The following is a 24,241-nucleotide window of genomic DNA, read 5'->3' on the forward strand; positions in this document are numbered from 1 at the left end:
GCCGGGATGTGGCAGCTCCGATTCTTCCGGTTCCCCGGGCTTTCCGGGTTCTTCGGGCTTTTCGGGTTCGTCGGGCTCACATCCGCCTTCGCAGACAAAGGTATTTCCCAAGCGGTAATCCCAGTTCAGCTTACCGCCCGGCAGCAAGCTTTGCGACGGATCTGCCTCGCCCGGGCCGAAGGCATGCAAGGTGTACTGCCACGGGCCGGCAGCCACATAACCGCCCTTGAGCGCGAATGCACCGGCGTGAGAATCCCCGCCCACCTGCACAATGGAGATACCCTCATCGGCATTTACTTGCCCGTTTTGACGCAGATCGGTCGGCGCCCCGCTGCCGGTCGGCTTGACTTCGATCAGGGTGGTGCCGGTGGCGTTGCCTTCAACCAGCAGGCGATCAGTGTGCTGGTTAGCCAGCGCGCCGCCTTCGTTGAGCACGGTGTTCAAAGCCACTACGCCGTTCTGGCCAGTGATGTCGCCTTGCACAGTCAGCGTATGGTAGCTGCCCGCCACCGGCGCAATAAATGAGATCAGGCCGGCATTGCTCAGATTCAGATTCTGCACCACCGAACTGTCAGTCATCTGCCATTCACTGCGGCTGTCCACTGACATGTTACGCACAGTGCTGGTCATGCCGCTCCACAGCGATTGATCCTCCAACGATACATCGACGATGGCGTTGCCGTTGGCGATGATGTCGCCACTGGCCTTCACCTGGTTATTCATGCTGAATGTAGTCTGGGTGCCAGCGGCGGCATTGAGAAACACACCGATGCCGCTGCTGACCTGCGTACCGTTGAGCAGATCGATGGCGACCTGCCCGCCGTTGGCGCCGCCGACCTGGATCGCTGCGCCCTGTGTGCTATGCAACGTACTGTTGCTGATCTGTGCCGTAGCCGCAGCGCCATTTCCGCCAACCATCGATAACGCGCTGCCGTTCGCGCCGCTAGATTGGACGCTGGTATCGAGCAAGGTGGCGCTGGCGCCTGCATGGACCTGCACGCCCGACGCTGCATCGCCGCTGACCCGCACCGTACCGCCTTGCAGCGTCAGTGTACCGGCCTCGCCCGTCAGCGGATTACCTGACCGCAGGCCATCGCTGTTGACACCCTGCGTGCTGATCACATCGTCCTGACCGAGCAAGATCGTGGTATTTCCAGAAGCGGCCCAGACCGCCGGTGCGTCATCGCCACCGGTCGTGATGCTGGCGTTGGCGAAGAGCATATCGGACTGCGAAACAAACAGACCGCTCGCACCGGTGCCGTGCGTGGCAATCGCGGTGCCATTCATGCTGGCCGATACACCGACGCCAGTGTAACTTGCATTGAGATAGACTCCGTTGGCGTTGGCGCCGTAAGTCTGAATGCTACCGCCACTCGTCTGCAAGATGGTTCCCTGGCTGGCGCGCACGCCATCGGCCTGATCGCCCGTTGTCACGATATCCGTGTTGGATAGTGTTACCTGCGCCGTCCCTACTGCTCCACCACCCACTTGAATACCAGAACTTCCCGTGCCAGCCGTGGAAATCGTACTGTTGGACAGCTGCAATGTGTTCTTTGCACCACCGACCACGACACCAATGCCGTTCGGACCGGTGCTGACAATCTGCGTGTCATTCACCACTGTTCGGACGGACTCAACACCCAACGAGGAGATACTCAAACCAGAGCCGCCATTGCTGATGATCCGACTGCCATTAATCACGGTATCCGTGGGAGTGCCAACATTGCCACCTGAGATAGCGACGCCACCTGCATCGGCCGAGATATCGACATTATTCAACTCGGTATAACCGTCTGACACCATCACGCCTGCGCCGTTGTTGCTCGCCACGATGCTGCCGCCGTTCATGACGATGTTGATACCGTACCCGTGTATACCGACGGCGGGAATACCTGCCCCGCCGGAGGCCTGGATGGCGCTGTCGGTGATCTCAACGCGACTGCCATAGGCGCGGCCGAAATAGCTGCCGATGCCGACAATAACTCCCAGCTCAGGAACGACGCCCGCCGTTGCCGACGCGTTGATCTGGCTGTTCGTCACGTACACCTGCGAGGGGCCAAAATCCGGGAGGCCTAAGAGAATACCCGTATCGCTCGCAGTAATAGTGGTGTTGCTGATGTTGACGCGCGCTCCACTGTCCGCCTGCACCCCGACTTTGGCATTGATGGTGCCGCCCTGAAAATCGATCAGGCTGCCGGCTCCGATGATGGACAGGCCTACGCCATTGACAGTGTTGGTATTAAGCACATTGACCAGACCGCTGGTGGCGATGGAGCCGCCGCCGAAGGCGCGCAGCGCGAAACCGGTGTTCGACTCGTAATCACCCGATGCAATAAGATCCACGCCGGGACCGGCCTGCAGCGGCGGATTGGCGGCATGGGCGGACGCCAATGCCATGGACAGCAGGCTGCTGATGGCGAGGGCAAGGGTGTGCTTTCGGAATTTCGGCGGTAACGTCAGTGTTTTCATGGTTCTTTACAGTTGAAAGTGATGCCTGGAATAAGCAACTCGCAACTATGCGGAACCGACTCGTCATTGAATGTAGGAAAAGCCTTAATTAAGGCAATGCCTAATCTTTAATTAAGGTAATTCTTAAATTACTGCGAGAAACATGCGCAGAGGAAACAAAAAAACCCGGCATGACGCCGGCTGCAACGCGAAAGGCGTAGGGCGTTACACTGAGTGCCGGCCCGACAGGGCTTGTCGCGCTATCGGGCCGGACTCAAGCCAGGTCAGTCGTACAGCACGGCAGCAATCTTCGGATCGTTGATGTTGCTCTTGTCGTACCAGTAGAAACCGGTGTCGATCACCTTGGGCAGTTTTTCTCCCTTGAGCGCCTTGACCGCGGCTTCTACCGTCTTGTAGCCGATACCGACCGGGTTCTGAGTGATGGCGCCGGCCATGCTGCCGTCCTTGATAGCGTCTTTCTGCTGCTTGCCGGAGTCGTAGCCGACGATCACCAGCTTGCGCTTCATTTCCTTGGCGCCGTTCAGCACGCCGATCGCAGAACCTTCATTGGTGCCGAACGCGCCCTTGAGGCGTGGATAGGCTTGCAGGATGGACTTGGTGATCTCGGTCGATTTCAGCTGGTCGCCGCCGCCGTACTGGATGCTGACGATCTTGATCTTGGGATAAGCTTTCATGCGTTCCACAAAACCGTCGCGGCGGTCGATGCCGGTACGGCTGGTCTGGTCATGCGCGACTACCGCAACTTCGCCTTCCTTGCCGACCAGCTCGGCCATCTTGTCGGCCGCCAGCGCCGCTGCCGCCTTGTTGTCGGTGGTCGCGGTAGTCACCGGAATATCGCTGTCCACGCCCGAGTCGAACGCAACGATAGGGATATGCGCGGCCTGGGCTTTCTTCAGCAACGGCAAGGCAGCCTTGCTGTCCAACGCGGCGAAGCCGATAGCCTTGGGCTTCTTGCCCAGCGCCGCCGACAGCATGTCGATCTGCTTGTCGACCATGGCTTCGGTTTCCGGCCCTTCGAACGACACCTTGACATTGTAGTCCTTGGCCGCCTGCTCCGAACCGGCCTTCACCGCTTGCCAGAACTGGTGCTGGAAGCCTTTCGAGATCAGGGGAATATAGGTATCCTCGGCTACCGCCGCGGCGCTGAATCCCAGCGCAAGCGCCAGGCCGACGGCAATGTTCACTGCTCTTCTCTTTATCATTTCAAGTCTCCTCTTGTGGTTATAAAACGGTGGGCCCGCTGCAGCAACCCGTAACATCGCCTGCAAAACCTGCTCTTCCTTTCACTGGCGCCGGCGGCGCAGGATATCCATGTAGACCGCCAGGATGATGATGACGCCGGTCACCACGGTCTGCCATTCCTGCGCCACCGACATCATGCGCAAGCCGTTGATCAGCACGCTCATGATGAAAGCGCCGATGATGGTGCCGAGGATGGTGCCGGTGCCGCCCGAAAGCGAAGTGCCGCCGATCACCACCGCGGCAATCGCGTCCAGCTCATAACCCTGCCCCAGCGCCGGCTGCGCCGAGTTCAGGCGCGACGCAATCAGCAGCCCGGCGATGCCGCAGATGGCGCCGCCGACGGTATACACCGCCACTTTCCAGAAATCGACGTTGACGCCCGACAGCCGCAGCGCTTCTTCATTGCTGCCCAGCGCAAAGGTATAGCGGCCGAATATGGTCTTGTTGAGCACGATGCCGGCGGCGATAGCCACCAGGAACAGGATCAGCACCGCATTCGGGATCGGCAAGGCGGGAATCAGGCTCCCAATCAGGGAATCCTGCGAGATCGCCGAAAATCCCTCCGTATCGTTGAAATAGATCGGCTTGGTGCCGGAGATCACCAGCGACAAGCCCTTGAGCAGCATCATCATGCCCAGCGTGGCGATGAAGGGTGGAATCTTCAGCTTGGCCACCAGCACGCCGGAAATCCAGCCGCACAAGGCGCCGAACACGATCGCGGCAACGATACCGACGTAGAGCGGCATGCCCCAGTATGTCAGGAACACGCCGGCCATGACGGCGCAAAAAGTCATCAGGGTGCCGACCGACAGGTCGATGCCGGCAGTGATGATGACAAAGGTGCAGGCAATCGCCAGCACGCCGTTGACGGCAGTCGACTGCAGGATGCTCACCAGGTTATCGATTTCCAGGAAGTTCGGCGACGCAAAACTGAAAAACACCAGCAGCGCCAGCAGGCTGGCGAAGGCCAGCAGTTTCTGCCGCGTCGAAGGATGGAATATCTTTGCCTTGAGCGCCGCGAGCGGCCCTTGCCCGGCCAAGGGCGGCTTTGTCGGCGACAGCGGGTTCTGGGTATTTGCCATGGTGGTCTTCATTCGATGTAAGTTATTCGGCAGGCGTTACCTGGATTCAGGCTGCCGCGGGTTCGCGCAAGGTAGCCAGCTGCATGATCTTTTCCTGCGAGGCTTCGCCGGCCGAGAGTTCGCCGGTCACCCGGCCCTCGCACATGACCAGGATGCGGTGGCTCATGCGCAGCACTTCCGGCAGTTCCGACGAGATCATGACAATCGCCTTTCCTGCCGCCGCCAGCGTCGTGAGCAGCTTGTAGATTTCGCTCTTGGCGCCGATATCGATGCCGCGCGTCGGTTCGTCGAAAAACAGGATGTCGCAATCGCGCAGCAGCCATTTGGCGATCACGATCTTTTGCTGGTTGCCGCCGGACAGCAGCCGCACCGGCTGGTCCACCGACGGCGTCTTGATGCTGAGCTGCCGCACGAAATCCTGGGCGGTGTCGCGGATCGCGGCCTGGTCCAGGAACAAGCCCTGGGTCAGGAACCGGTTCATGCTGGACATGGCGACGTTGGTCTTGACGTCCAGCCCGGTCGCCAGCCCGAAGTGCTTGCGGTCTTCCGACAGGTAGCCTATGCCGTGCGCCACCGCATCCCGGGGCGACTTGATGGTCACCGTGGCGCCGTGCACCCGGATTTCCCCGGCGTCGAGGCGGTCGGCGCCGAAAATGGCGCGCGCGACTTCGGTGCGGCCGGCGCCCATCAGGCCGGCGAAACCGAGGATTTCGCCTTTGCGCAGGCTGAAACTCACATCCTTGATGAACACGCCGCGCTGCAGTCCCTTGACTTCCAGCACGACGTCGTTACCGGAGGTGTCGGGAATGGCCTGGCCAATGTTGTCAAGCTGGCGTCCCACCATCATGCCGATGATGGTTTCCATGGAAGTGGTGGCGGTGGGCACGGTGGCGATGTATTTGCCGTCGCGCATGACGGTGACGCGGTTGGAAATCTGCCGCAGTTCGTCCATCTTGTGCGAGATGTAGATGATGCCGACGCCATGCGACTGCAGCTGGCGGATGATGCGGAACAGGTCTTCGATTTCCGCATTGTTGAGCGCCGCCGTAGGCTCATCCATGATCAGCACGCGCGAATCGAAGGACAGCGCCTTGGCGATTTCCACCATCTGCTGCTTGGCCACCGTCAGTTCGCTCACCAGCGTGCCTGGATCGAGGTCCAGCCGCATGCGTTCAAAAATCGCCTTGGTCTGCCGGTTCAATGCCTCTTCGTCAAGGAACAGGCCGTAGCGTCCGCGCGGCTCGCGGCCGATGAAAATGTTTTGCGCCGCGCTCAGGTGGTTCATCAGGTTGAGTTCCTGGTGAATGATGCCGATGCCCAGCGCTTGCGCGGCGCGCGGCGTAGGAATCTCGACCGGCAGCCCCTCGACGCGGATTTCGCCGCTGTCCTTGGGATACACACCCGCCAGCACCTTCATCAGCGTCGATTTGCCGGCGCCGTTTTCCCCCATCAGCGCATGGACCTCGCCGCGCATCAGGTCGAAGCGGCAATTGTCGAGCGCCAGCACGCCGGGAAAACGCTTGGTCACGTTTTCCAGCGAAATAAGGCAGTCAGGCGTAGGAATTTCTGGTTGCTGCATATCTGCCCTCATGATGCATTCAGGTCAAGGCGCGGTCGAGATGGCTATAGCCGCCGTCCACGTAGACCCATTGCCCGGTCGTATGCGCGGCGCGCTGCGACAACAGGAATACCGCGGTGTCTGCAATCTCTTCGGCCGTGGTGAGCCGTTTTCCGAGCGGTATCTTGCTGGTGATCGCGGCCAGTTTCTGCTCCGGATTGTCGAAACTGGCGATCCAGTTGCGGTACAGCGGCGTCATCACTTCGGCCGGGATCACGGCGTTGACCCGTACCCCATCGTTCGCCAGCGCGGCGGCCCATTCGCGCGTCAGCGCCAGCTGGCCACCTTTGGCGGCGCAATAGCCGCTGGTGTTGCCCTGGCCAGTGACGGCGGTTTTTGAAGAAATGTTCACGATGGCGCCGCGGCTGGCTTTCAAGTGCGGCACGCAGAAGTGCGCCATCGTGTAATAGTGGATCAGGTTCTTTTCAAGCGAGAGCACAAAAGCGGCCCGCCCGGCGTCGAGGCCGATGTTGTCGTTGATGCCGGCGTTGTTTACCAGGCCGTCCAGCTGGCCGAATTCTTCGACGGTCTCGGCCACGGCTTGCCGGCACTTGTCCTCATCCATCAGGTCGAGCTGGATGATGCGGGCCTTGTCTTGCAAAGCCAGCAACGCAGTCTTGAATTCGGGCGCCGGCTGGCTTTTGCCAAGGATTACCGGAATCGCGCCTTCCGCCGCCAGCTGCAGCGAGATCGCAGCGCCTATCCCGGCGCCGCCGCCGGTCACGATCACTACCTTTCCAGCCAGATGTAGATCCACTTTGCCGTCTCCATTCTTATTTGTTTTATTTACAGTATGCGCTTTGCTAGCCGCGGAACTGGTATTGCTGCAGCGATTCAGGCTTCATCGTAATCGAAAAACCCGGCGCCGTCGGCGGCATGTAGGACGCATTGCGGATCACGCAGGGATCGACGAAGTGTTCGTGCAGATGGTCGACATATTCGGTGACGCGCCCTGCCTTGCTGCCCGAAATGCAGACATAGTCGATCATCGACAGGTGCTGCACATATTCGCACAGGCCGACGCCGCCCGCATGCGGGCACACCGGCAGCTTGTATTTGGCCGCCATCAGCAGCACCGCCAGTATTTCATTGACGCCGCCAAGGCGGCAAGAATCGATCTGCACCACGTCGATCGCGCCGCGCATGATGAACTGCTTGAAGATGATGCGGTTCTGGCACATTTCGCCGGTGGCGACCTTGACCGCGCCTATGCCTTCGCGGATTTTGCGGTGGCCTTCGACGTCGTCCGGGCTGGTCGGCTCTTCGATGAACCAGGGCCGGGCAAACGCCAGCTGGTTGACCCAGTCGATAGCCTGGTCGACTTCCCATACCTGGTTGGCGTCTATCATCAGCTGGCGGTCCTGGCCGATCACCTCGCGGGCGATGGTGACGCGGCGGATATCGTCTTCCAGGTCGCGCCCGACCTTGAGCTTGACATGGTTGAAGCCGTTGTCGATGGCTTCCTGGCACAGCCGGCGCAGCTTGGCGTCCTCATAACCCAGCCAGCCGGCGGAAGTGGTGTAGCACGGATAGCCGTCCTGCTGCAGCAAGCGGATGCGTTCAGCCTTGCCCGGTTCCTGCGCGCGCAGCAGGGCCAGCGCTTCCTCCGGCGTGATGCAGTCGGTCAGGTAGCGGAAATCGATGGCGCGCACCAGTTCCTCGGGCGACATGTCGGTCACCAGCTGCCACAGCGGCTTGCCTTCCGCCTTGGCCCACAAGTCCCAGACGGCATTGACCACGGCGCCGGTAGCCAGGTGGATGGCGCCCTTGTCGGGGCCGATCCAGCGCAGCTGGCTGTCGGAGGTGATGTGGCGCCAGAAGCGCCCCATGTCAGCGCTGATCCAGTCCAGCTTGAGGCCGACCACCAGGTGTTCCATGGCCTTGATCGCCGCACAGCAAATTTCATTGCCGCGGCCGATGGTGAAAGTCAGGCCGTGGCCTTCCAGCCCGGGCTGGTCGGTTTCCAGAACGACGTAGGCGGCGGAATAATCGGGGTCCGGGTTCATCGCATCCGAGCCGTCCAGCATTTGCGAGGTCGGGAACCGCACGTCCAGTACGCGTATTGATCGAATTGTCGTCATCGTGGTTCTCTCTGGTTCAAAGTGAGATGGTGCGTTGGCGCTGCTCTCCCAGGCCGTCGATGCCGAGCCGCATCACCTGGCCGGCGCGCAGGTAGCGCGGCGGTTTTTGCCCGAGGCCGACGCCGGGCGGCGTGCCGGTGGAAATCACGTCGCCTGGCTGCAGGCTCATGAAGCGGCTCAGGTAGCTCACCAGCGCCGGCACCTGGAACACCATGGTCGAGGTATTGCCGTTCTGGTAGCGATGGCCGTCCACTTCCAGCCACAGGCCGAGGGCGTGCGGGTCGGCCACTTCGTCGGCGGTCACCAGCCACGGGCCGAGCGGGCCGAAGGTGTCGCAGCCCTTGCCCTTGTCCCAGGTGCCGCCCAGTTCGAGCTGGTATTGGCGCTCGGAGACATCGTTGATCACGCAATAACCGGCGACGTGCTTAAGGGCGTCGGCTTCAGTGATGTAGCGGCCGCCCTGGCCGATCACCACGCCCAGTTCCACTTCCCAGTCGGTCTTCAGGGAACCGCGCGGGATTTCGACGTCGTCGTCCGGGCCGCAGATCGCGCTGGTCCATTTATTGAACACCACCGGCTCCGCCGGCACGTCCATGCCGGATTCGGCGGCGTGGTCGGAATAATTCAAGCCGATGCAGATGAACTTGCCGACGACGCCGACGCAAGGTCCGAGCCGCAAATCCTGCTGCGGCGCGCCGGCCACCAGCGGCAGGCTGTCCAGGTCCAGCGCCCGCAATTTATCCAGCTCCGGCGGTGTCAGGAAGCGGCCGGCGATATCCGCCACCACGCCAGACAAGTCGCGCACGCGCCCCTGCGCATCCAGCACGCCGGGTTTTTCCTGGCCTTTCTGGCCGTATCTCAACAACTTCATGGTTTCGCTTTCATCGTGATGTCATGCAACAGGGATTGATTAGTTGGACCAGCCGCCATCGATCAGATGGATGGCGCCGGTGGTGAAGGAAGATTCGTCGGAAGCCAGGTACAGGGCCAGCGCGGCGATTTCTTCGGCCTTGCCCACCCGTCCCATCGGCTGGCGGGCGACAAACGCAGCCTCGATTTCTGCAATCGGCACGCCTTGCTGGCGCGCCTGTTCCTTGATCCTGGCCTCAAGGGAAGGCGATTCCACGGTGCCGGGACAGATCGCGTTGCAACGGATGCCCTTGGCGACAAAATCCGCCGCCACCGCCTTGGTCAGGCCGATTACTGCTGCCTTGGTGGCGCCGTAGACGAAGCGGTTGGGCACGCCTTTGACGCTGGACGCGGCTGACGCCATGTTGATGATGGAGCCGCCGCCCTGCGCCAGCATGCCCGGCAGCAGCGCGCGGATCAGGCGGTACATGGACGAAACGTTGAGGTCCCAGGAAAACTGCCAATCCTGTTCGCTGCAATCGAGGATGCTGCCGTGGTGGACAAAACCGGCGCAATTGAACAGCACGTTGAAAGGTGAATCTGCCTGCGCCAATGCAGCCACGGCCTTGGCGTCGGTGACGTCGAGATGGCGGGTGCCGAGCTCGGCGCCGGCGGCGCGGGCCAGCGCGGCGGTCTGGTCCAGTGCGTCCTGGTTGATGTCGGTCGCCAGCACCTGCGCACCTTCGCGCGCAAACATCAGGGCGCTGGCGCGTCCTATGCCCTGGCCTGCCGCCGTCACCAGGATGCGTTTTCCTTGAAGCCTCATGAACACTGTCTCCGTATTGTTTATTGTGCGGAACTTGCCTGCCGATTGATGGCAATCGGTCTATAGGTCCATTGGTTGGACCAATTCGCTTGAGGCAATCATAATGGTTAAATTTTGGCTTTGCAATACATAATTGCCGGCCGCCTGCCGTCGGGACCAGAGGCACCTTGCCTTCAGGTAACGATATGCTGCAATATGCAACGCATAACCACCCGCCCCTTTCTCAGCATGCCCAGTTTCCAGCAAACGCCCAGTTGCATCCTTGCGCCAGGAACCCGCCATATCCATGCGCAAGCCTGTGCCGTTCCCTGACATCGTCAATCCATGACCGATACCACCGCCCTGGCGCCCCGACGCCCGCTGTTTCAAATTACCGGATTCAAGTTCCGCCTGTGGCCGATCGTGCTTGCCGCGATCCTGATGCAGCTCATGCTTTGGCCGGCGCGCGAAGCCGCACGCTGGCTGTTCAAGCATGAGCCTGGCTGGTTCCACCATCAGGTCTGGGCCTTCGTCGGCCTGGCCGAGCTGTTCCAGGTTGCAGTCGGACTGATGGCCGTCGCGATCATGCGGCGCTGCCTGCCGCAGGCCGATCCGTACCTGCGCTGGCCGCCGCGGCGCAGCTACGCCGGCCTGGCCGTGCTGATCGGCGCCGGCATGGCGCTGCTGATGCTGGTGGCGGACTATTGGCCGCAGCTGCTCAGCCGCACCGCACCGCAGGGCGGCTACGAGATGACCGCGCTCGGCATTCCCGGCTGGCTGGCAGTGATGTTCGCCGCCGGCCCCAACGAAGAAATCATTTTCCGCGGCGTGCTGGTCGGCATGCTGACGGTGCTGGTGCCTGGACGGGTGCGCCTGGCGCAGTTCGAGATCCCGGTGTCGGGCGTGATCGTCGGCCTGCTGTTCGGCGCCGCCCATTACGGCAGTTTTTTCAACGACCCGCTATACCAGGCGGTGGCCCAGCAGCTCTACGCCTTCCTCTTCGGCCTGACCTATGTCTGGCTGATGGAACGCTCGCGCAGCCTGCTGGCGCCGATGATCGCGCATGGCGTCGGCGATGTGCTGGAGGTGGCGGCGGTGATGCTGCTGTCCGCCGCCTGGGCCTGATTACTGCTGGCTTTCCTTGATGAAGGAAGCGCGCGCGGCTACCCCGGTGTTGGCGAAATCGGTGAACACACCGTCGATGCCGGCCCGGAAGTAAGTCAGGAATTCCGCGCTCGGATCACCCTTGTAGATGCCGGCCAGGTACTTTTGCTCGTTGCGGAAAGTATAGGAATGCACGAACAGGCCAGCCTTGTGCGCATCGGCGATGAGGCTGGTCGGCGTGATCGTGTTGACGTCGACCAGTGAGCCGGTATACGGCGTGCCGTCGGCATTGGTCGCCTTGAACGGCACGATGGTATGCGCCATCACCTGCGGCTTCCATGGGCCGATGCCATCGGCATAGGTCTTGACTTCGGCCAGCCCTGCCGGGGTCAGCATGGCGCCGAAATAACGGCCGTCGCCGGCCAGCGTCCAGCTGTACGGACGGCCATCCACGAAGTTGTAGACATCGTTGGTCTGGTAAATCATCTCGCCGGTCTTGTAGTTGACGTCGTTGCCGTCGACCAGCTGTACCATTTTCGTATTCAGGCCGGCCGAACGCATGTACTTCAGGCTGGCCGGATCAAAGCTCTGCACATAGATCGGCGCCGTTTTGCTGTTCAGGTTGTTGTCCTTGATGAGCTTGATGATCGCGTCTTCGAACGGGTGCTTGCCGCTGCCGCAGCCGTTGGCGATGGCTTGCGCGTTGTTCCAGTACGGATTCTTCGATTCCGGGTAGACCGTAATCGTGCGGCCGCTGGCGGCGCCCTTGGCTTTGGCGATGTCGATGATTTCCTGCATCGTCAGGATCGGATATTTACCGTTCAGCGCCGTCGGCCGCAGGTCGCGAGCGTCGTAGGTGGTGCCGCCTATCCATTGTTTCAGCTCGGCCACGGTGAAGTCGGTAATCGACCAGTCGCCGGTATGGTCCTCGCCGTCCACCACCAGCGATTTCAGCACCGATTTCGGATCGCTGGGATCGGTCAGGTCGCTCAGGTACTGCGCCGGGCCGCCGTAGGTGGCGAGCGAATAGCTGACGTTCACCAGCACGCCCGGCACCGTGCGCTTGCGCGCCGCCACCGTGGCGTTGGTCTGGGCTACCGTGGCAATGTTGGTGTTGTCGCTCAGCCACGGATTGTGGCGGGCCACCAGCACGCAATCCTTGGTCAGGTGCAGGTCTTCTTCCAGCGAATCGGCGCCGACGTCGGCTGCGGCTTCATAAGACGGCTGCGTTTCTTCCGGATACAGCCCCGGCAACCCGCGATGACCGATCACCAGCGGCATTGCGCCGTCCAGGGTCTGGAACTTGGCGGCGCCAGGGTTGCCGCTGTCGCCGCCACCGCAGGCGGTCAGCGCGGCGGCGGCCGCGAGCTGGGTCAGGATCAGGATCGAACGGGAGGCGGAACGGCTGTCTTTGAGGTGCATGGCGGTGTGGGCTTGAGTGTAAAGACCTTCGATTATCGATTGTTTCGATGACCATGTGATGACAGACGGCAATTCTCCCGCCACCGCGGCGGCGGCCCGCTTGCGCTCCTGACGGAAACTGGCAGCAGAAACCGTTAAGCTTCATGTTTTACATGCCCGCATCCGGCAAGAAAGACATGAATGACGACTACCGAGAACGCCGCCCTGAAAGAGATCTTCGACAAGGCCCGCTTCCGCAGCGTGGCGCTTGAAGTGGCTGCAATCTATCCTGCATTCGACGCCAAGCGTTTCCTCAAGCTGGCGTTCGCCGGGCTCGACCAGCTGAGCCTGATGCAGCGCCTGCGCCGCATGACGGAAGCATTGCATGCCACCTTGCCCGAGAATTATCGCCAGGCGGTGAAAATCCTGCGCGCGCTGGCGCCGCGCATCGACCATGGTTTCGCGACCCTGGTCTTGCCCGACTATGTCGGCCAGCACGGGCAGCACGACTTCGACTGGTCGATGGATGCGCTGAAGTATTTCACCGGTTTCGGTTCGTCCGAATTTGCCGTGCGCGAATTCCTGCGCCTCGACACCGCGCGGGCGCTGGCCATCATGGAATCCTGGTCGCGCGACGATAGCGACGCCGTGCGCCGGCTTGCCAGCGAAGGCTGCCGCCCGCGCCTGCCCTGGTCGTTCCGGCTCGACGCCATCCTCGCCGATCCGTCCCTGGCGGCGCCGATCCTCGAGAATTTGCGCGCCGACCCCAGCCTGTATGTCCGCAAATCGGTGGCCAACCACCTCAACGACATCACTAAATCCCATCCGGAATGGGTGCTGGACCGGCTCGCGGCCTGGCCGCTCGACAACCCGCAGACGGCCTGGATCGCCAGGCACGCGCTGCGCTCGCTGATCAAGGCCGGCAACCCGCGCGCACTGGCGGTGATCGGCGCCGGCGGCGCGCCCGAAGTAAACATCAGCAAATTCACGGTGACGCCGCGCCAGCTGGCGTTGGGCGAACGCGTGACCCTGTCGTTCGACCTGGTATCCAGGTCAGCGCAGAGCCAGCGCCTGGTGATCGATTACAAGATGCACTACGTGAAAAAATCGGGGGCCACCACGGCCAAGGTGTTCAAGCTCAAGGAGCTGACGCTGGCAGGCGCCCAGCGGGTATCCATCGAGCGCAGCCAGAGCATCCGCGATTTCACTACCCGCATCCATTATCCGGGACGGCACGAGGTAGAAATTCTGGTGAACGGCCAATCCATGGCGCGCGGATTCTTTGAATTGCGCCGCGACACCGAATAAATCAACGCGGCAAGACGTGCCAGGTAGGGCGTAATAGCGAAGCGTATTACGCCGTATGTTTGACCGGTGTCATGCAGCATTCTCTGATTGCCATTTGCCCCGCTTCATTTGGCATCGCTGCCCTCAGGAGCACATCACATGCGGCGTAATACGCTCCGCTATTACGCCCTACAGAGTGCGCCTTGCCGTGTTGCATCCTCCAACATTAAATATCGTTAATGAACCGCCAATCCGGGCTTAACCCCTGGTCGTGCAAAGTGTCGTTGCCGCTCTTCACAAAACTGCGGGCGACACCATTCCTTCTTTTTATTGGAGCACACCATGAACTCGAAATTACTCATTCCAGCCCTCGTTGCCTTGGCACTGTCGTTCTCGGCCGCTTCTTCCATGGCCGCCGACAATCACAGCCTGCTGGGCGAAACCGCGTCGGCAACCGCCGTCAGCCGCACCATCACGATTACCCCCGACACCAAGTACATCAATGTGCAAGGCGGCCAGGCGGTTGAATTCAACGTCGGAGGCAGCACGTTCGGCTGGACGTTCGACGGCTCGGCCAGGGCGTTCAACCTGAACAGCGTGGCGCCTTCGGGCTTGCTTGACCACATGGTCAAAGTCTATGTCGCGCCCAACCCGCTCTACAACGGCTAAAACACCCTGATCGCGGCATTTCATCGCGGATAAGAGGCAGCGCTGCAGTCCAGACACAGCCTGCCCTCCGCTCCTCATCCAGCCCCGGCTGTTTTTCTTATTCAATCGTGGCGCGCGTTATCGAAACTGACATCGAAACTGACGCGAATTGCGCCGAACCAACCGTTTCGGCAACCGACAAATGGGGTTGGACCTATGTATCCGTATAAAACACACCGATGTGGCGCTAACCTCGCAGCCTCGCTGGCCCTGCTGTCGCTGGCCGCTTGCGGTCCCGCCAAGCAGGCGGCGCCGGCACCGGCGGCGCCGCAGGTCAGCGTCATCACGGCCCGCCGCACCAGCGTGCCGGTCAGCACCGAACTCCCCGGCCGCACCTCTGCCTACCTGGTAGCGCAGGTGCGCGCCCGTGTCGACGGCATCGTGCAAAAGCGCAGTTTCCAGGAAGGCGCCGACGTCAAAGCGAACCAGGCCCTGTACCAGATCGATCCGGCGCCGTACCGCGCCGCCTTGGACAGTGTGCTGGCAGCCCGCCAAAAAGCCGAAGCGAACCTGGCCGCAGCCAGTTCGCAGGCTGAGCGCTACAAGGTTCTGATCGGCGGCAACGCCGTCAGCAAGCAAGCCTACGACAATGCGGTTGCGGCGCAAGGCCAGGCCGCCGCCGATGTCGCCGCCGCCAGGGCCGCGGTAGCCAGCGCCGGCATCAACCTGGGATATACCAGCGTGGCGTCGCCGATTACCGGGCGCAGCAGCGTGTCTCAGGTAACCCAAGGCGCGTACGTGCAGGCCAGCGCAGCCACGCTGCTGACCACGGTGCAGCAGATCGATCCGATCTATGTCGACCTTAACCAGCCCAGCATCGCCGGCTTGCAGTTGCGGCGCGATGTCGCCAGCGGGCAGGTCAAGCTGAACGGCGCCGGCCAGGCCAAGGTAACGCTGACGCTGGAGGACGGCAGCCAGTATCCGCTGGCCGGCACGCTGCAGTTCAACGGCGTCACGGTCGATCCCAGCACCGGTTCGGTTACCGTGCGCGCGATTTTCCCGAATCCCAAGTATGTCCTGCTGCCTGGCATGTTTGTCCATGCCCGCATCGAGCAAGGGGTGAACAACCAGGCGTTCCTGGTGCCGGTTTCCGGCGTCAGCCATAACCCGCAAGGACAAGCCACCGCATTCGTGGTCGGGCCTGACCGCAAGGTGGTGCAGCGCACGCTCCAGGCCCAGGACATGGCCGGCGGCAGCTGGGTGGTTACCGCCGGCCTGAATGAAGGCGACAAGGTGATTGTCAGCGGCGGCCAGAAAGTACAGGCCGGGATGCTGGTCGATGCATCGGAAGCGCCCAATCCGGTCCAGCCGCCGCCGGCGCCTGTCCCGGCGCCCGGCGCCCCGGCAGGACCGCACAGCCCCGCGCCAGCCATTGTTGCAAGCAAATAAGGAAGAACCGGCAATGGCAAAATTTTTCATAGAACGGCCGATCTTTGCGATCGTGCTCGCCATCCTGATCATGCTGGCCGGAGGAATAGCGATATTCTCGCTGCCCATAGAACAGTTTCCCCCGGTAGCGCCGCCTACGGTCCAGATCAGCACTACCTACCCTGGCGCTTCGGCGACCACCGTGCAGAACACCGTGGTGCAGGTGATCGAGCAGCAGATGAACGGCATCGACAACCTGCTCTACATGTCGTCGACCAGCGACGACACTGGCCAGTCGACCACCTCGCTGACGTTCGCCAGCGGCACCAATCCGGACATCGCGCAGGTGCAGGTGCAAAACAAGCTGCAGCTGGCGGTGCCGCTGCTGCCGGCGCAGGTGCAGCAGTCCGGCGTCAAGGTCACCAAGTCGACCAACGCCTTCCTGATGGTGATCGGCTTTGTATCGGCGGACAACAGCATGAACAAGTTCGACATCGCCAACTACGTGGTGTCGAATGTGCAGGATCCGATCAGCCGCATCAACGGCGTCGGCAACATGAACGTGTTCGGCACCCAATATGCGATGCGGATCTGGATTGATCCGGCCAAGCTGAACAGCTATGCGCTCACGCCGCTCGACGTCAGCGCCGCACTACAGGCCCAGAACGTGCAGATATCCGGCGGCCAGCTCGGCGCCACGCCGGCCGTCAAGGACCAGCAGCTGAGCGCGACGATTACCGAATCGACGCTGCTGCGCACGCCGGCGGATTTCGGCGCCATCCTGCTCAAGGTGCTGCCGGACGGATCGCAAGTACGCCTGCGCGACGTTGCACGCATCAACCTGGGAGCGGAAAGCTTCAATATCGACAACAAGTACAACGGCCAGGCTGCTTCCGGCATGGGCATCCAGCTGGCGCCGGGCGGCAACGCGCTGGTCACGGCGGCCGCGATACGGGCCCGCATCAAGGAGCTGGAACCGTATTTTCCGCACGGACTGAAAGTGGTCTATCCGAACGACGTCACGCCTTTCGTCAAGATATCGATCGAGGAAGTCGTGAAGACGCTGCTGGAAGGCATCGTGCTGGTGTTCCTGGTGATGTACCTGTTCCTGCAGAACCTGCGCGCCACGCTGATTCCTTCGATCACGGTGCCGGTGGTGCTGCTGGGCACTTTCGGCGTCATGTCAGCGCTGGGCTTCACAATCAATACCTTGTCGATGTTCGGCCTGGTGCTGGCGATCGGCTTGCTGGTGGACGACGCCATCGTGGTGGTGGAAAACGTCGAGCGCGTGATGCACGAAGACGGCTTGCCGCCGCTTGAGGCTACCCGCAAAGCCATGGGACAAATCAGCAGCGCCTTGATCGGCGTCGCCCTGGTGCTGTGCGCCGTGTTCGTTCCGGTGGCGTTCTCCAGCGGCACGGTAGGCGGCATCTACCGTCAGTTTTCGCTCACCATCGTGGCATCGATGCTGCTGTCGGTATTCGTTGCGCTGTCGCTCACGCCGGCGCTCTGCGCCACCCTGCTGAAACCGCCCAGCGCAGGCCATGGCGAGAAAAAAGGCCTGTTCGGCTGGTTCAACCGCAACTTCGACAAGGGCCGCGACAAGTATGTGCACGGCGTGCGCCACGTTGCCGCCCGCTCCGGCCGCTGGCTGCTGATCTACGCGGCGGTGCTGGTCGCCGTCGGCGTGATGTTCGTGCGCCTGCCGACCTCGTTCCTGCCGAACGAAGACCAGGGTTTTATCTTCGTCCAGGTGCAGACCGCTCCGGGCACGACGCAGGCGCGCACCGGCCTGGTGCTGGATGAAGTCAGCGACTACCTCCTGAAAAGCGAAGCAGCGATGGTCGACGCCACCTTCATCGTCAACGGCAACAACAACGCCGGCCGCGGCCAGAACCAGGGGCAGCTGTTCGTCCGCCTCAAGGACTGGAGCCAGCGCAACCGGCCCGAGCTGAGCGCCAAGGCGCTGTCTGACCGCATCGGCAAGCATTTTGCCGCCAGCAAGGAAGCCGATATCTTCGCCGTCAGCCCGCCGCCGATCCGCGGCCTGGGCAGCGCCGCCGGTTTCGACTTCGAACTGGAAGACCGCGGCGGCCTCGGCCACGAAGCCCTGGCCAAGGCGCGCGACCAGCTGCTGGAGATGACCAGGAAAGATCCGGCGCTGGCGCAAGTGCGCTTCACCGGAGAGGCGGACAACCCGACCTTCAAGGTCAATATCGATCGCGAGAAAGCCGCCGCCCTCGGCGTCAGCGCGGCCGACATCGACCAGACCTTTTCGATCGCCTGGGGCTCGCGCTACGTCAACAACTTCCTCGATACCGATAACCGCATCAAGAAAGTATACGTGCAGGCCGACGCTCCTTACCGCATGAATCCCGACGACATGCAGCGCCTGTTCGTGCGCGGCGGCGGCGGCGCCATGGTGCCGTTCTCCGCCTTCGGCAGCTATGAATGGACCTATGGCCCGCCGCAGCTGCAGCGCTATAACGGCGTCGAAGCCATGGAGATCCAGGGCCAGGCGGCGCCGGGCCAGAGCTCCGGGCAGGCCATGATCGCCATGGAAAAACTGGTCAAGCAGCTGCCGCCGGGCATCGGCTACGAGTGGACCGGGACCTCGCTGCAGCAAGCGCAGTCCAGTTCGCAGGCGCCCTTGCTGTACGGCTTGTCGATCCTGGTGGTGTTCCTCAGCCTGGCCGCGCTGTATGAAAGCTGGTCGATTCCGCTGTCGGTCATCATGGTGGTGCCGCTCGGCATTCTCGGCGCGCTTGGCGCCACCTCGCTGATGGGTTTGTCAAACGACGTGTACTTCCAGGTCGGCTTGCTGACCACCATCGGCCTGTCGGCCAAGAATGCGATCCTGATCGTCGAATTTGCCCGTGAATTGCAGGCCCACGGCCGCACCGCGCTGCAAGCGGCCATCGAAGCGGCACACATGCGGATGCGGCCGATCGTCATGACCTCCATGGCGTTCGTGCTGGGCGTGCTGCCGCTGGCGCTGGCCAGCGGCGCCGGATCGGCCAGCCAGAACGCCATCGGCACCGGCGTCATCGGCGGCACCCTGGCTGCAACCTTCGTCGCCACCTTCATGATTCCGATGTTCTACATCGTGGTCGCCAACAAGCTTGGCCGCAAGAAACCGGCAGCCGCACCGCCGTTGCTGCCGGCCGAACCGCAAACCGGGGAGTACTGACATGGCACCGTTCAAATACGCCGCCGGTGCAATGCTGCTGGCCTTGGCCGCCGGCTGTTCGCTGCAGCCGGTGTACCACCGGCCGGCCATGCCGGTTGCCACCGGCTACCCGGCCGGCGCGGCTTACCAGGCTCCAGCCGGCAAGGCTGGCGGCACCGCCCTGCCGGCCGCCGACATCGGCTGGCGCGATTTCCTCTCCGATCCGCGCCTGCAGCGGCTGGTCGAACTGGCGTTGCAAAACAACCGCGACCTGCGCGTCGCCGTGCTGAACGTTGAAAAAGTCCAGGCCCAGTACCGGATCGAGCGTGCGTCGCTGTTCCCGCAGGTCAACGGCAATGCGGGCCTCTCGGATTCGCGCACGCCTGCCAGCATCGCATCGAGCCACAATGCCGCCGTCTCCCATGATTATTCGGCAGGCCTGTCCGCCGCATGGGAAATCGATTTCTTCGGCCGCTTGCGCAGCCTGTCGGACGCCGCGCTGGAACAATACCTGGCCAGCGCCCATGCCCGCCAGGCGGCGGAGATCCTGCTGGTGTCGCAAACCGCTGACCAGTATCTGGCCACGCTGGCCTACGACGAGCAGCTGGCGCTGACCAAGGGTACGCTACAGACCGCCCAGGCGGCATACAAGATCGTCAAACTGCAGTTTGATACCGGCACCGCATCAGAGCTGGATTTGCGCCTGTCGCAAACCGCTGTCGAACAGGCCCAGGTCAATTATTCAGCCCGGGTCCGCTTGCGTGCGCAAGCCGAAAACGCCCTGGTGCTGCTGGTCGGACAGCCGCTGCCGCGCGACCTGCCGCCGGCGGTCAAGCTGGGCCGGCAGCCGGTCCTGGCCGACATCCCTGCCGGCCTGCCGTCGGACCTGCTGCAGCGGCGTCCGGACATCCTGCAAGCCGAAGCCGTGCTGCGTTCGGAGAACGCCGACATCGGCGCTGCCCGCGCTGCGTTTTTCCCGCGCATCTCATTGACCGGTTCGCTCGGCTCGGCCAGCGCGACCCTGGGCGGCCTGTTTGCCGCAGGATCCAGCGCCTGGTCTTTCATCCCGTCGCTGACCCTGCCGATTTTCAACGCCGGCGCCAACCAGGCCAACCTCGATGTGGCGCTGATCCAGAAAGATATCGGCATCGCGCAATATGAAAAAACCGTCCAGCTTGCTTTTCGCGAGGTATCCGACGGACTGGCGGCGCGCGGCACTTACGACGACCAGCTGGCGGCGCAGCAACGTTATGCCGACGCCCAGCAACGCCGCTTTGAGCTGGCCAGCATGCTGTACGCCAACGGCAGCAACAGCTACCTCGACGTACTGACCGCGCAAACCGACCTCTATGCGGCGCAGCAGGCCCTGATCACGGCGCGCCTGAACCGCCTGACCAGCCTGGTTGACCTGTACCGCGCGCTCGGCGGCGGCTGGCTGCAGCACAGCGGCGATGTGGCCCGGCCGGCCGCCAGCCCGATCGCCCAAGCGGGATGATTGTGCTGGCGCTGTTCCGGCATTAGTATTCCACCATGCTGTTCAAGCATTTTTTCAGACTGTTAAGCCGGATATGCCATGAAACTTTTGATTGTCGAAGACAACGAGCGCGTCGCCCTGTTCCTGAAGAAGGGATTGAGCGAATCCGGACACACCGCCGACCATGCCGACAATGGCCGCGACGGCATGTTCCTCGCCGCCAGCGAACCTTATGACGCCATCATCATGGACCGCATGCTGCCGGGCGGCATAGACGGCCTCGCCATCGTCGAAACCTTGCGCAAGACCGGCAACAAGACTCCTATCCTGATCCTGAGCGCCTTGTCCGGCGTCGACGACCGGATCAAGGGCTTGAAGAGCGGCGGCGACGACTACCTGGTCAAGCCGTTCGCCTTCGGCGAGCTGCTGGCGCGCCTGGACGCCCTGCTGCGCCGCTCGCAGGACGCGCGCTCCGAGACCACCCTGGCCGTCGGCGACCTGCACATGGACCTGCTGTCGCACAAGGTGACGCGCGCAGGCAAGCCGGTGGCGCTGCAGCCGCGCGAATTCAAGCTGCTCGAATACCTGATGCGCCATGCCAACCAGGTAGTGACGCGCACGATGCTGCTGGAAAACATATGGGACTATCATTTCGATCCGCAGACCAACGTGGTCGACGTCCACGTCAGCAAGCTGCGCCAGAAAATCGACGCCGGCATGGAGCGGCAGCTGCTGCGGACGGTCCGCAACGCCGGCTACATGCTGACTGCCGATGATTAACTCCTTGCACTTTTCGGCGCGTTCGGCTGCGCTCAGCTTTGTCGCGGTGAGCCTGGTGGTGCTGGCGCTGTTCGCTACGCCGCTCTGGTATACCTGGCGCGAAACGATAGAAGAAGGCCGGGTCAGGATCCTGCAAGCCGATGCGCGCAGGCTGGTCAATGTCTTCAACCGGCAAGGCGTGGCCGCCCTGACATCTGCGATCGAGGTCCAGGTCGGCACGCAAGCCGCCGGCGCCGAAGACCTGGTGCTGTTTGCCGACGCTTCGCTGGCCAGGCTGGCCGGCAACTTGCCGGCGTGGCCGCGCGAAGTCCCGGCCGGCTCCGGCAAGTACACGCTGTCGATCGACGTCGACGGCCAGCCGACGCGCGTGGTGCTGCTGCACAAGACGCTGCCGGGCGGCTACCACCTGCTGGTGGCCAACGACGTCGCAAAATATCGCAAGCTGGAAAACCTTTTCCTGTACGGCCTGATATGCGCAACCGGCATCGTGCTCCTGCTTGGCGTGGCGGGCGGCTTGCTGGTGCGCCGTACGCTATTGGCCAAGGTGGGCGACATCAACCAGGCGGCCGCAGCCATCATGCAAGGAAATTTTTCACACCGGCTGCCGGCCTATGGCGGCGAAAACGAACTCAACACCCTGGTCGAGACGGAAAACCGCATGCTGGACCAGATCGAGCAATTGATCGGCGGCGTCCGCAACGTCTCGAATGCGATTGCGCATGACCTGCGCACGCCATTGGCGGAACTGCGTTCGCGCCTGGAAGAACTGGCGCTGACCCGGCCCGCTCCGGCACAGACCTTCGATGAGATCGACGGCGCCATCGCCGACGTCGACCGTGTCATCGATATCTTCAACGCTTTGCTGCGGCTGGCGGAAATCGATAGCGGCGCGCGCCATTCCGGCTTCGTCGAAGTGGATGTCGCCAGCGTGGCAAGCGAAGTGGCCGAGTTCTACCAGCCGCTGGCGGAACTCCATGGACGCACGCTGTCCTTTGCGTCGTCCGGGCCGCTGGTGCTGGCCGGCGACCCGCTGCTGATTGCGCAGGCGATTGCCAACCTTGTCGACAATGCGCTCAAGTATGCGCAGCGCAACGGCAAAATAACCGTCGCAACCGGCCGGGCCCCGGACGGCGGCATCCTGATCGCCGTATCGGACGACGGTCCCGGCATTTCCGATGAAGAAAAACCCAAGGTGCTGGAGCGCTTCTACCGCAGCGACGCCAGCCGCGGCACACCGGGCGCAGGCCTGGGATTGAGCTTGGTGGCTGCCGTCGCCAAGCTGCAAGGCGGCACCCTGACATTAAGCGACAACCATCCCGGCCTGACAGCGACGCTTGCTTTCCAGCCAACTTAAAATACGCTGCTCAGCGCCGCCCTGCTGTTCTTGGCGGCCAACGCGCCAGCGGCGATCTTTTGCTACCTGTTCCTGGTCGGCGAGATCCGCCGGGTGGAACTCAAGATGGCATGCGCACCGGACGGCAAGGCCGCCGGTCCGGATCGGCCCTTGTCCATTTTCATGCGCGCGGAAACGATCACCGATAGCAGGCAGCCGCCAGCCAGGTAGGCTGCCACGGCATGCCACGTGCCGTCGACGCCAAGCAAGGCGGTGGCGATGAACGGCGTAAACCCGCCGCACACCACGCTGGCGAACTGATAACCGACGCCGGCTCCGCTATACCGGTATTCCGCTCCGAAAAACTGGGTGAACAGGGGCTGCTGCACGCTGACCACCATGTCGTGCGCAATATTCGCCAGCAGTACCGAGAAGATCACGATCCAGGCCACCGAACGGGCTTCCATGGCGAGGAAAAACGGCACCGCGGACAGCAGTCCGACCACCGCACCGGTGACATAGACACGCTTCAGCCCTACCCGGTCGGCCAGCATCGCGAAAGCCGGAATCGTCACACAGCTCACCGCGCCTACCAGCAGGCTGATGTTCAGGAACAAGTCGCGCGACATGCCAAGGTTTTTAGTTGAATAAGCCAAGGCAAAAGCAGTGACGATGTACATCGTGAACATCTCCGCCATGCGCAGCGCAATGATCAGCAGGAAACTCTCGGGATGGTTGCGCAGCGCCGCCAGCAGCGGGATCTTCTCTTTATGCTCGCGGCCGACCTTTTCGACAAATTCCCGGGACTCTTCCATGGTCGAGCGTATCCAGGCCGCGACCAGCACCAGCACGATGCTGACCAGGAAAGGAACCCGCCAGCCCCACGACATGAAAGCATCGTTGCTCAGCGTGTGGGTGAGAATCGACACGATGCCGGTTGCCAGCACCAGGCCGACGCCGTAGCCGACCTGCACGCCGCTGCTGTAGAAAGCCTTTTTCCCCTCCGGCGCGCTTTCCACAGCCATCAGCGCCGCCCCGCCCCATTCGCCGCCGACCGCAAAACCTTGCAAGGCGCGCAGCAGGACCAGCGCCAGCGGCGCGTACCAGCCGATGCTGGCGAAGGTCGGCAGCAATCCGATCAGCGCGGTTGAAACACCCATCATCATGACGGTGATCACCAGCATGCGCTTGCGGCCAAGCCGGTCGCCGAAATGGCCGAACACGATGCCGCCCAGCGGCCGGAACAGGAAACCCACGCCGAAGGTGGCGAAGGCCGCCAGCGTGCCTACCGTCGGGCTGACATTCGGAAAGAACTGGGTGTTGAATACCAGCGCAGCGGTGATTCCATAGAGGAGGAAATCATACCAGTCGACCACCGCGCCGACGAAACTGCCGAACGCTGCCTTGCGGGCCCGGCGGTTGGCCGCAACATGTTCGGTTGCAGATGTTTTTGTCTTCATTGCTGTCTCCG

General features: G+C 62.4%; 18 protein-coding genes. 8 read left to right on the plus strand and 10 right to left on the minus strand.

Features of this window, described 5'->3' with window-relative positions:
* From V8G57_RS20210 to V8G57_RS20245, 8 genes are all read right to left on the minus strand, one after another.
* Positions 1–2,469 (minus strand): pertactin-like passenger domain-containing protein (locus V8G57_RS20210; RefSeq protein ID WP_342830887.1); only part of this gene is annotated, 2,469 nt, incomplete at its 3' end.
* Between the two features lie 263 nt (positions 2,470–2,732).
* Positions 2,733–3,671 carry an ABC transporter substrate-binding protein gene (locus V8G57_RS20215; RefSeq protein ID WP_342830888.1) on the minus strand — a complete coding sequence of 313 codons (939 nt, stop codon included), beginning with the start codon at positions 3,669–3,671 and terminating at the stop codon, positions 2,733–2,735.
* 81 nt (positions 3,672–3,752) lie between these two features.
* Complete coding sequence (locus tag V8G57_RS20220) at positions 3,753–4,793, minus strand: ABC transporter permease (RefSeq protein ID WP_342830890.1); 1,041 nt, start codon at positions 4,791–4,793, stop codon at positions 3,753–3,755.
* Between the two features lie 46 nt (positions 4,794–4,839).
* Positions 4,840–6,372 carry a sugar ABC transporter ATP-binding protein gene (locus V8G57_RS20225; protein ID WP_342830891.1) on the minus strand — a complete coding sequence of 511 codons (1,533 nt, stop codon included), beginning with the start codon at positions 6,370–6,372 and terminating at the stop codon, positions 4,840–4,842.
* Positions 6,373–6,391: 19 nt separating this feature from the next.
* On the minus strand, positions 6,392–7,168 hold the full coding sequence (locus V8G57_RS20230; protein WP_342830892.1) for an SDR family oxidoreductase: 777 nt from the start codon (positions 7,166–7,168) through the stop codon (positions 6,392–6,394).
* 46 nt (positions 7,169–7,214) lie between these two features.
* Positions 7,215–8,492 (minus strand): L-fuconate dehydratase, encoded by a 1,278-nt coding sequence (locus V8G57_RS20235; protein ID WP_342830893.1) that lies wholly within the window; start codon positions 8,490–8,492, stop codon positions 7,215–7,217.
* Positions 8,493–8,508: 16 nt separating this feature from the next.
* Positions 8,509–9,363 (minus strand): fumarylacetoacetate hydrolase family protein, encoded by an 855-nt coding sequence (locus tag V8G57_RS20240; RefSeq protein WP_342830894.1) that lies wholly within the window; start codon positions 9,361–9,363, stop codon positions 8,509–8,511.
* Between the two features lie 39 nt (positions 9,364–9,402).
* On the minus strand, positions 9,403–10,167 hold the full coding sequence (locus V8G57_RS20245) for an SDR family oxidoreductase (RefSeq protein ID WP_342830895.1): 765 nt from the start codon (positions 10,165–10,167) through the stop codon (positions 9,403–9,405).
* 324 nt (positions 10,168–10,491) lie between these two features.
* Between V8G57_RS20245 and V8G57_RS20250 the strand changes: the two genes are divergently transcribed.
* Positions 10,492–11,271, plus strand: a complete 780-nt coding sequence (locus V8G57_RS20250) for a CPBP family intramembrane glutamic endopeptidase (protein ID WP_092392659.1) — start codon at positions 10,492–10,494, stop codon at positions 11,269–11,271.
* On the opposite strand, the gene V8G57_RS20255 is transcribed toward V8G57_RS20250, so the two are convergent.
* Positions 11,272–12,672, minus strand: coding sequence for a glycerophosphodiester phosphodiesterase family protein (locus V8G57_RS20255; protein WP_342830897.1), 1,401 nt, complete (start codon positions 12,670–12,672; stop codon positions 11,272–11,274). It abuts the gene before it with no gap.
* 180 nt (positions 12,673–12,852) lie between these two features.
* Between V8G57_RS20255 and V8G57_RS20260 the strand changes: the two genes are divergently transcribed.
* The 7 genes from V8G57_RS20260 to V8G57_RS20290 all read left to right on the plus strand — a co-directional run bounded on the left by V8G57_RS20260 (position 12,853) and on the right by V8G57_RS20290 (position 22,791).
* On the plus strand, positions 12,853–13,959 hold the full coding sequence (locus V8G57_RS20260) for a DNA alkylation repair protein (protein ID WP_342830898.1): 1,107 nt from the start codon (positions 12,853–12,855) through the stop codon (positions 13,957–13,959).
* 321 nt (positions 13,960–14,280) lie between these two features.
* The gene (locus V8G57_RS20265) at positions 14,281–14,607 is read left to right on the plus strand and encodes a CzcE family metal-binding protein (protein WP_342830899.1); all 327 of its coding nucleotides are present in this window, start codon (positions 14,281–14,283) and stop codon (positions 14,605–14,607) included.
* A 195-nt stretch (positions 14,608–14,802) separates the two neighbouring features.
* Complete coding sequence (locus V8G57_RS20270; RefSeq protein WP_342830900.1) at positions 14,803–16,035, plus strand: efflux RND transporter periplasmic adaptor subunit; 1,233 nt, start codon at positions 14,803–14,805, stop codon at positions 16,033–16,035.
* Between the two features lie 13 nt (positions 16,036–16,048).
* Entirely contained in the window at positions 16,049–19,204 is a 3,156-nt protein-coding gene (locus V8G57_RS20275) for an efflux RND transporter permease subunit (RefSeq protein ID WP_342830901.1), read from the plus strand.
* A 1-nt stretch (position 19,205) separates the two neighbouring features.
* Positions 19,206–20,678 (plus strand): efflux transporter outer membrane subunit, encoded by a 1,473-nt coding sequence (locus V8G57_RS20280; protein WP_342830902.1) that lies wholly within the window; start codon positions 19,206–19,208, stop codon positions 20,676–20,678.
* A 78-nt stretch (positions 20,679–20,756) separates the two neighbouring features.
* Positions 20,757–21,437 (plus strand): winged helix-turn-helix domain-containing protein, encoded by a 681-nt coding sequence (locus tag V8G57_RS20285; RefSeq protein WP_342830903.1) that lies wholly within the window; start codon positions 20,757–20,759, stop codon positions 21,435–21,437.
* Positions 21,430–22,791 carry a HAMP domain-containing sensor histidine kinase gene (locus tag V8G57_RS20290; RefSeq protein ID WP_342830904.1) on the plus strand — a complete coding sequence of 454 codons (1,362 nt, stop codon included), beginning with the start codon at positions 21,430–21,432 and terminating at the stop codon, positions 22,789–22,791. Before V8G57_RS20285 ends, V8G57_RS20290 begins: the two co-directional genes overlap by 8 nt.
* A 62-nt stretch (positions 22,792–22,853) precedes the next feature.
* Here V8G57_RS20290 and shiA read toward each other — a convergent pair whose 3' ends face one another.
* Positions 22,854–24,230: a shikimate transporter gene (shiA, locus tag V8G57_RS20295; RefSeq protein ID WP_342830905.1), complete on the minus strand. Its 1,377-nt coding sequence runs from the start codon at positions 24,228–24,230 to the stop codon at positions 22,854–22,856.
* Positions 24,231–24,241 lie beyond the last annotated feature (11 nt).

The organism is Collimonas rhizosphaerae, from assembly GCF_038896935.1.
Lineage (GTDB): Bacteria > Pseudomonadota > Gammaproteobacteria > Burkholderiales > Burkholderiaceae_D > Collimonas > Collimonas rhizosphaerae.

Coding starts and splice junctions, on each gene's coding strand:
- V8G57_RS20215 (WP_342830888.1), bottom strand. CDS start 3,671: ATGATAAAGAGAAGAGCAGTGAACATTGCCGTCGGCCTGGCGCTTGCG.
- V8G57_RS20220 (WP_342830890.1), bottom strand. CDS start 4,793: ATGGCAAATACCCAGAACCCGCTGTCGCCGACAAAGCCGCCCTTGGCC.
- V8G57_RS20225 (WP_342830891.1), bottom strand. CDS start 6,372: ATGCAGCAACCAGAAATTCCTACGCCTGACTGCCTTATTTCGCTGGAA.
- V8G57_RS20235 (WP_342830893.1), bottom strand. CDS start 8,492: ATGACGACAATTCGATCAATACGCGTACTGGACGTGCGGTTCCCGACC.
- V8G57_RS20240 (WP_342830894.1), bottom strand. CDS start 9,363: ATGAAGTTGTTGAGATACGGCCAGAAAGGCCAGGAAAAACCCGGCGTG.
- V8G57_RS20245 (WP_342830895.1), bottom strand. CDS start 10,167: ATGAGGCTTCAAGGAAAACGCATCCTGGTGACGGCGGCAGGCCAGGGC.
- V8G57_RS20250 (WP_092392659.1), top strand. CDS start 10,492: ATGACCGATACCACCGCCCTGGCGCCCCGACGCCCGCTGTTTCAAATT.
- V8G57_RS20255 (WP_342830897.1), bottom strand. CDS start 12,672: ATGCACCTCAAAGACAGCCGTTCCGCCTCCCGTTCGATCCTGATCCTG.
- V8G57_RS20260 (WP_342830898.1), top strand. CDS start 12,853: ATGACGACTACCGAGAACGCCGCCCTGAAAGAGATCTTCGACAAGGCC.
- V8G57_RS20265 (WP_342830899.1), top strand. CDS start 14,281: ATGAACTCGAAATTACTCATTCCAGCCCTCGTTGCCTTGGCACTGTCG.
- V8G57_RS20270 (WP_342830900.1), top strand. CDS start 14,803: ATGTATCCGTATAAAACACACCGATGTGGCGCTAACCTCGCAGCCTCG.
- V8G57_RS20275 (WP_342830901.1), top strand. CDS start 16,049: ATGGCAAAATTTTTCATAGAACGGCCGATCTTTGCGATCGTGCTCGCC.
- V8G57_RS20280 (WP_342830902.1), top strand. CDS start 19,206: ATGGCACCGTTCAAATACGCCGCCGGTGCAATGCTGCTGGCCTTGGCC.
- V8G57_RS20285 (WP_342830903.1), top strand. CDS start 20,757: ATGAAACTTTTGATTGTCGAAGACAACGAGCGCGTCGCCCTGTTCCTG.
- V8G57_RS20290 (WP_342830904.1), top strand. CDS start 21,430: ATGATTAACTCCTTGCACTTTTCGGCGCGTTCGGCTGCGCTCAGCTTT.
- shiA (WP_342830905.1), bottom strand. CDS start 24,230: ATGAAGACAAAAACATCTGCAACCGAACATGTTGCGGCCAACCGCCGG.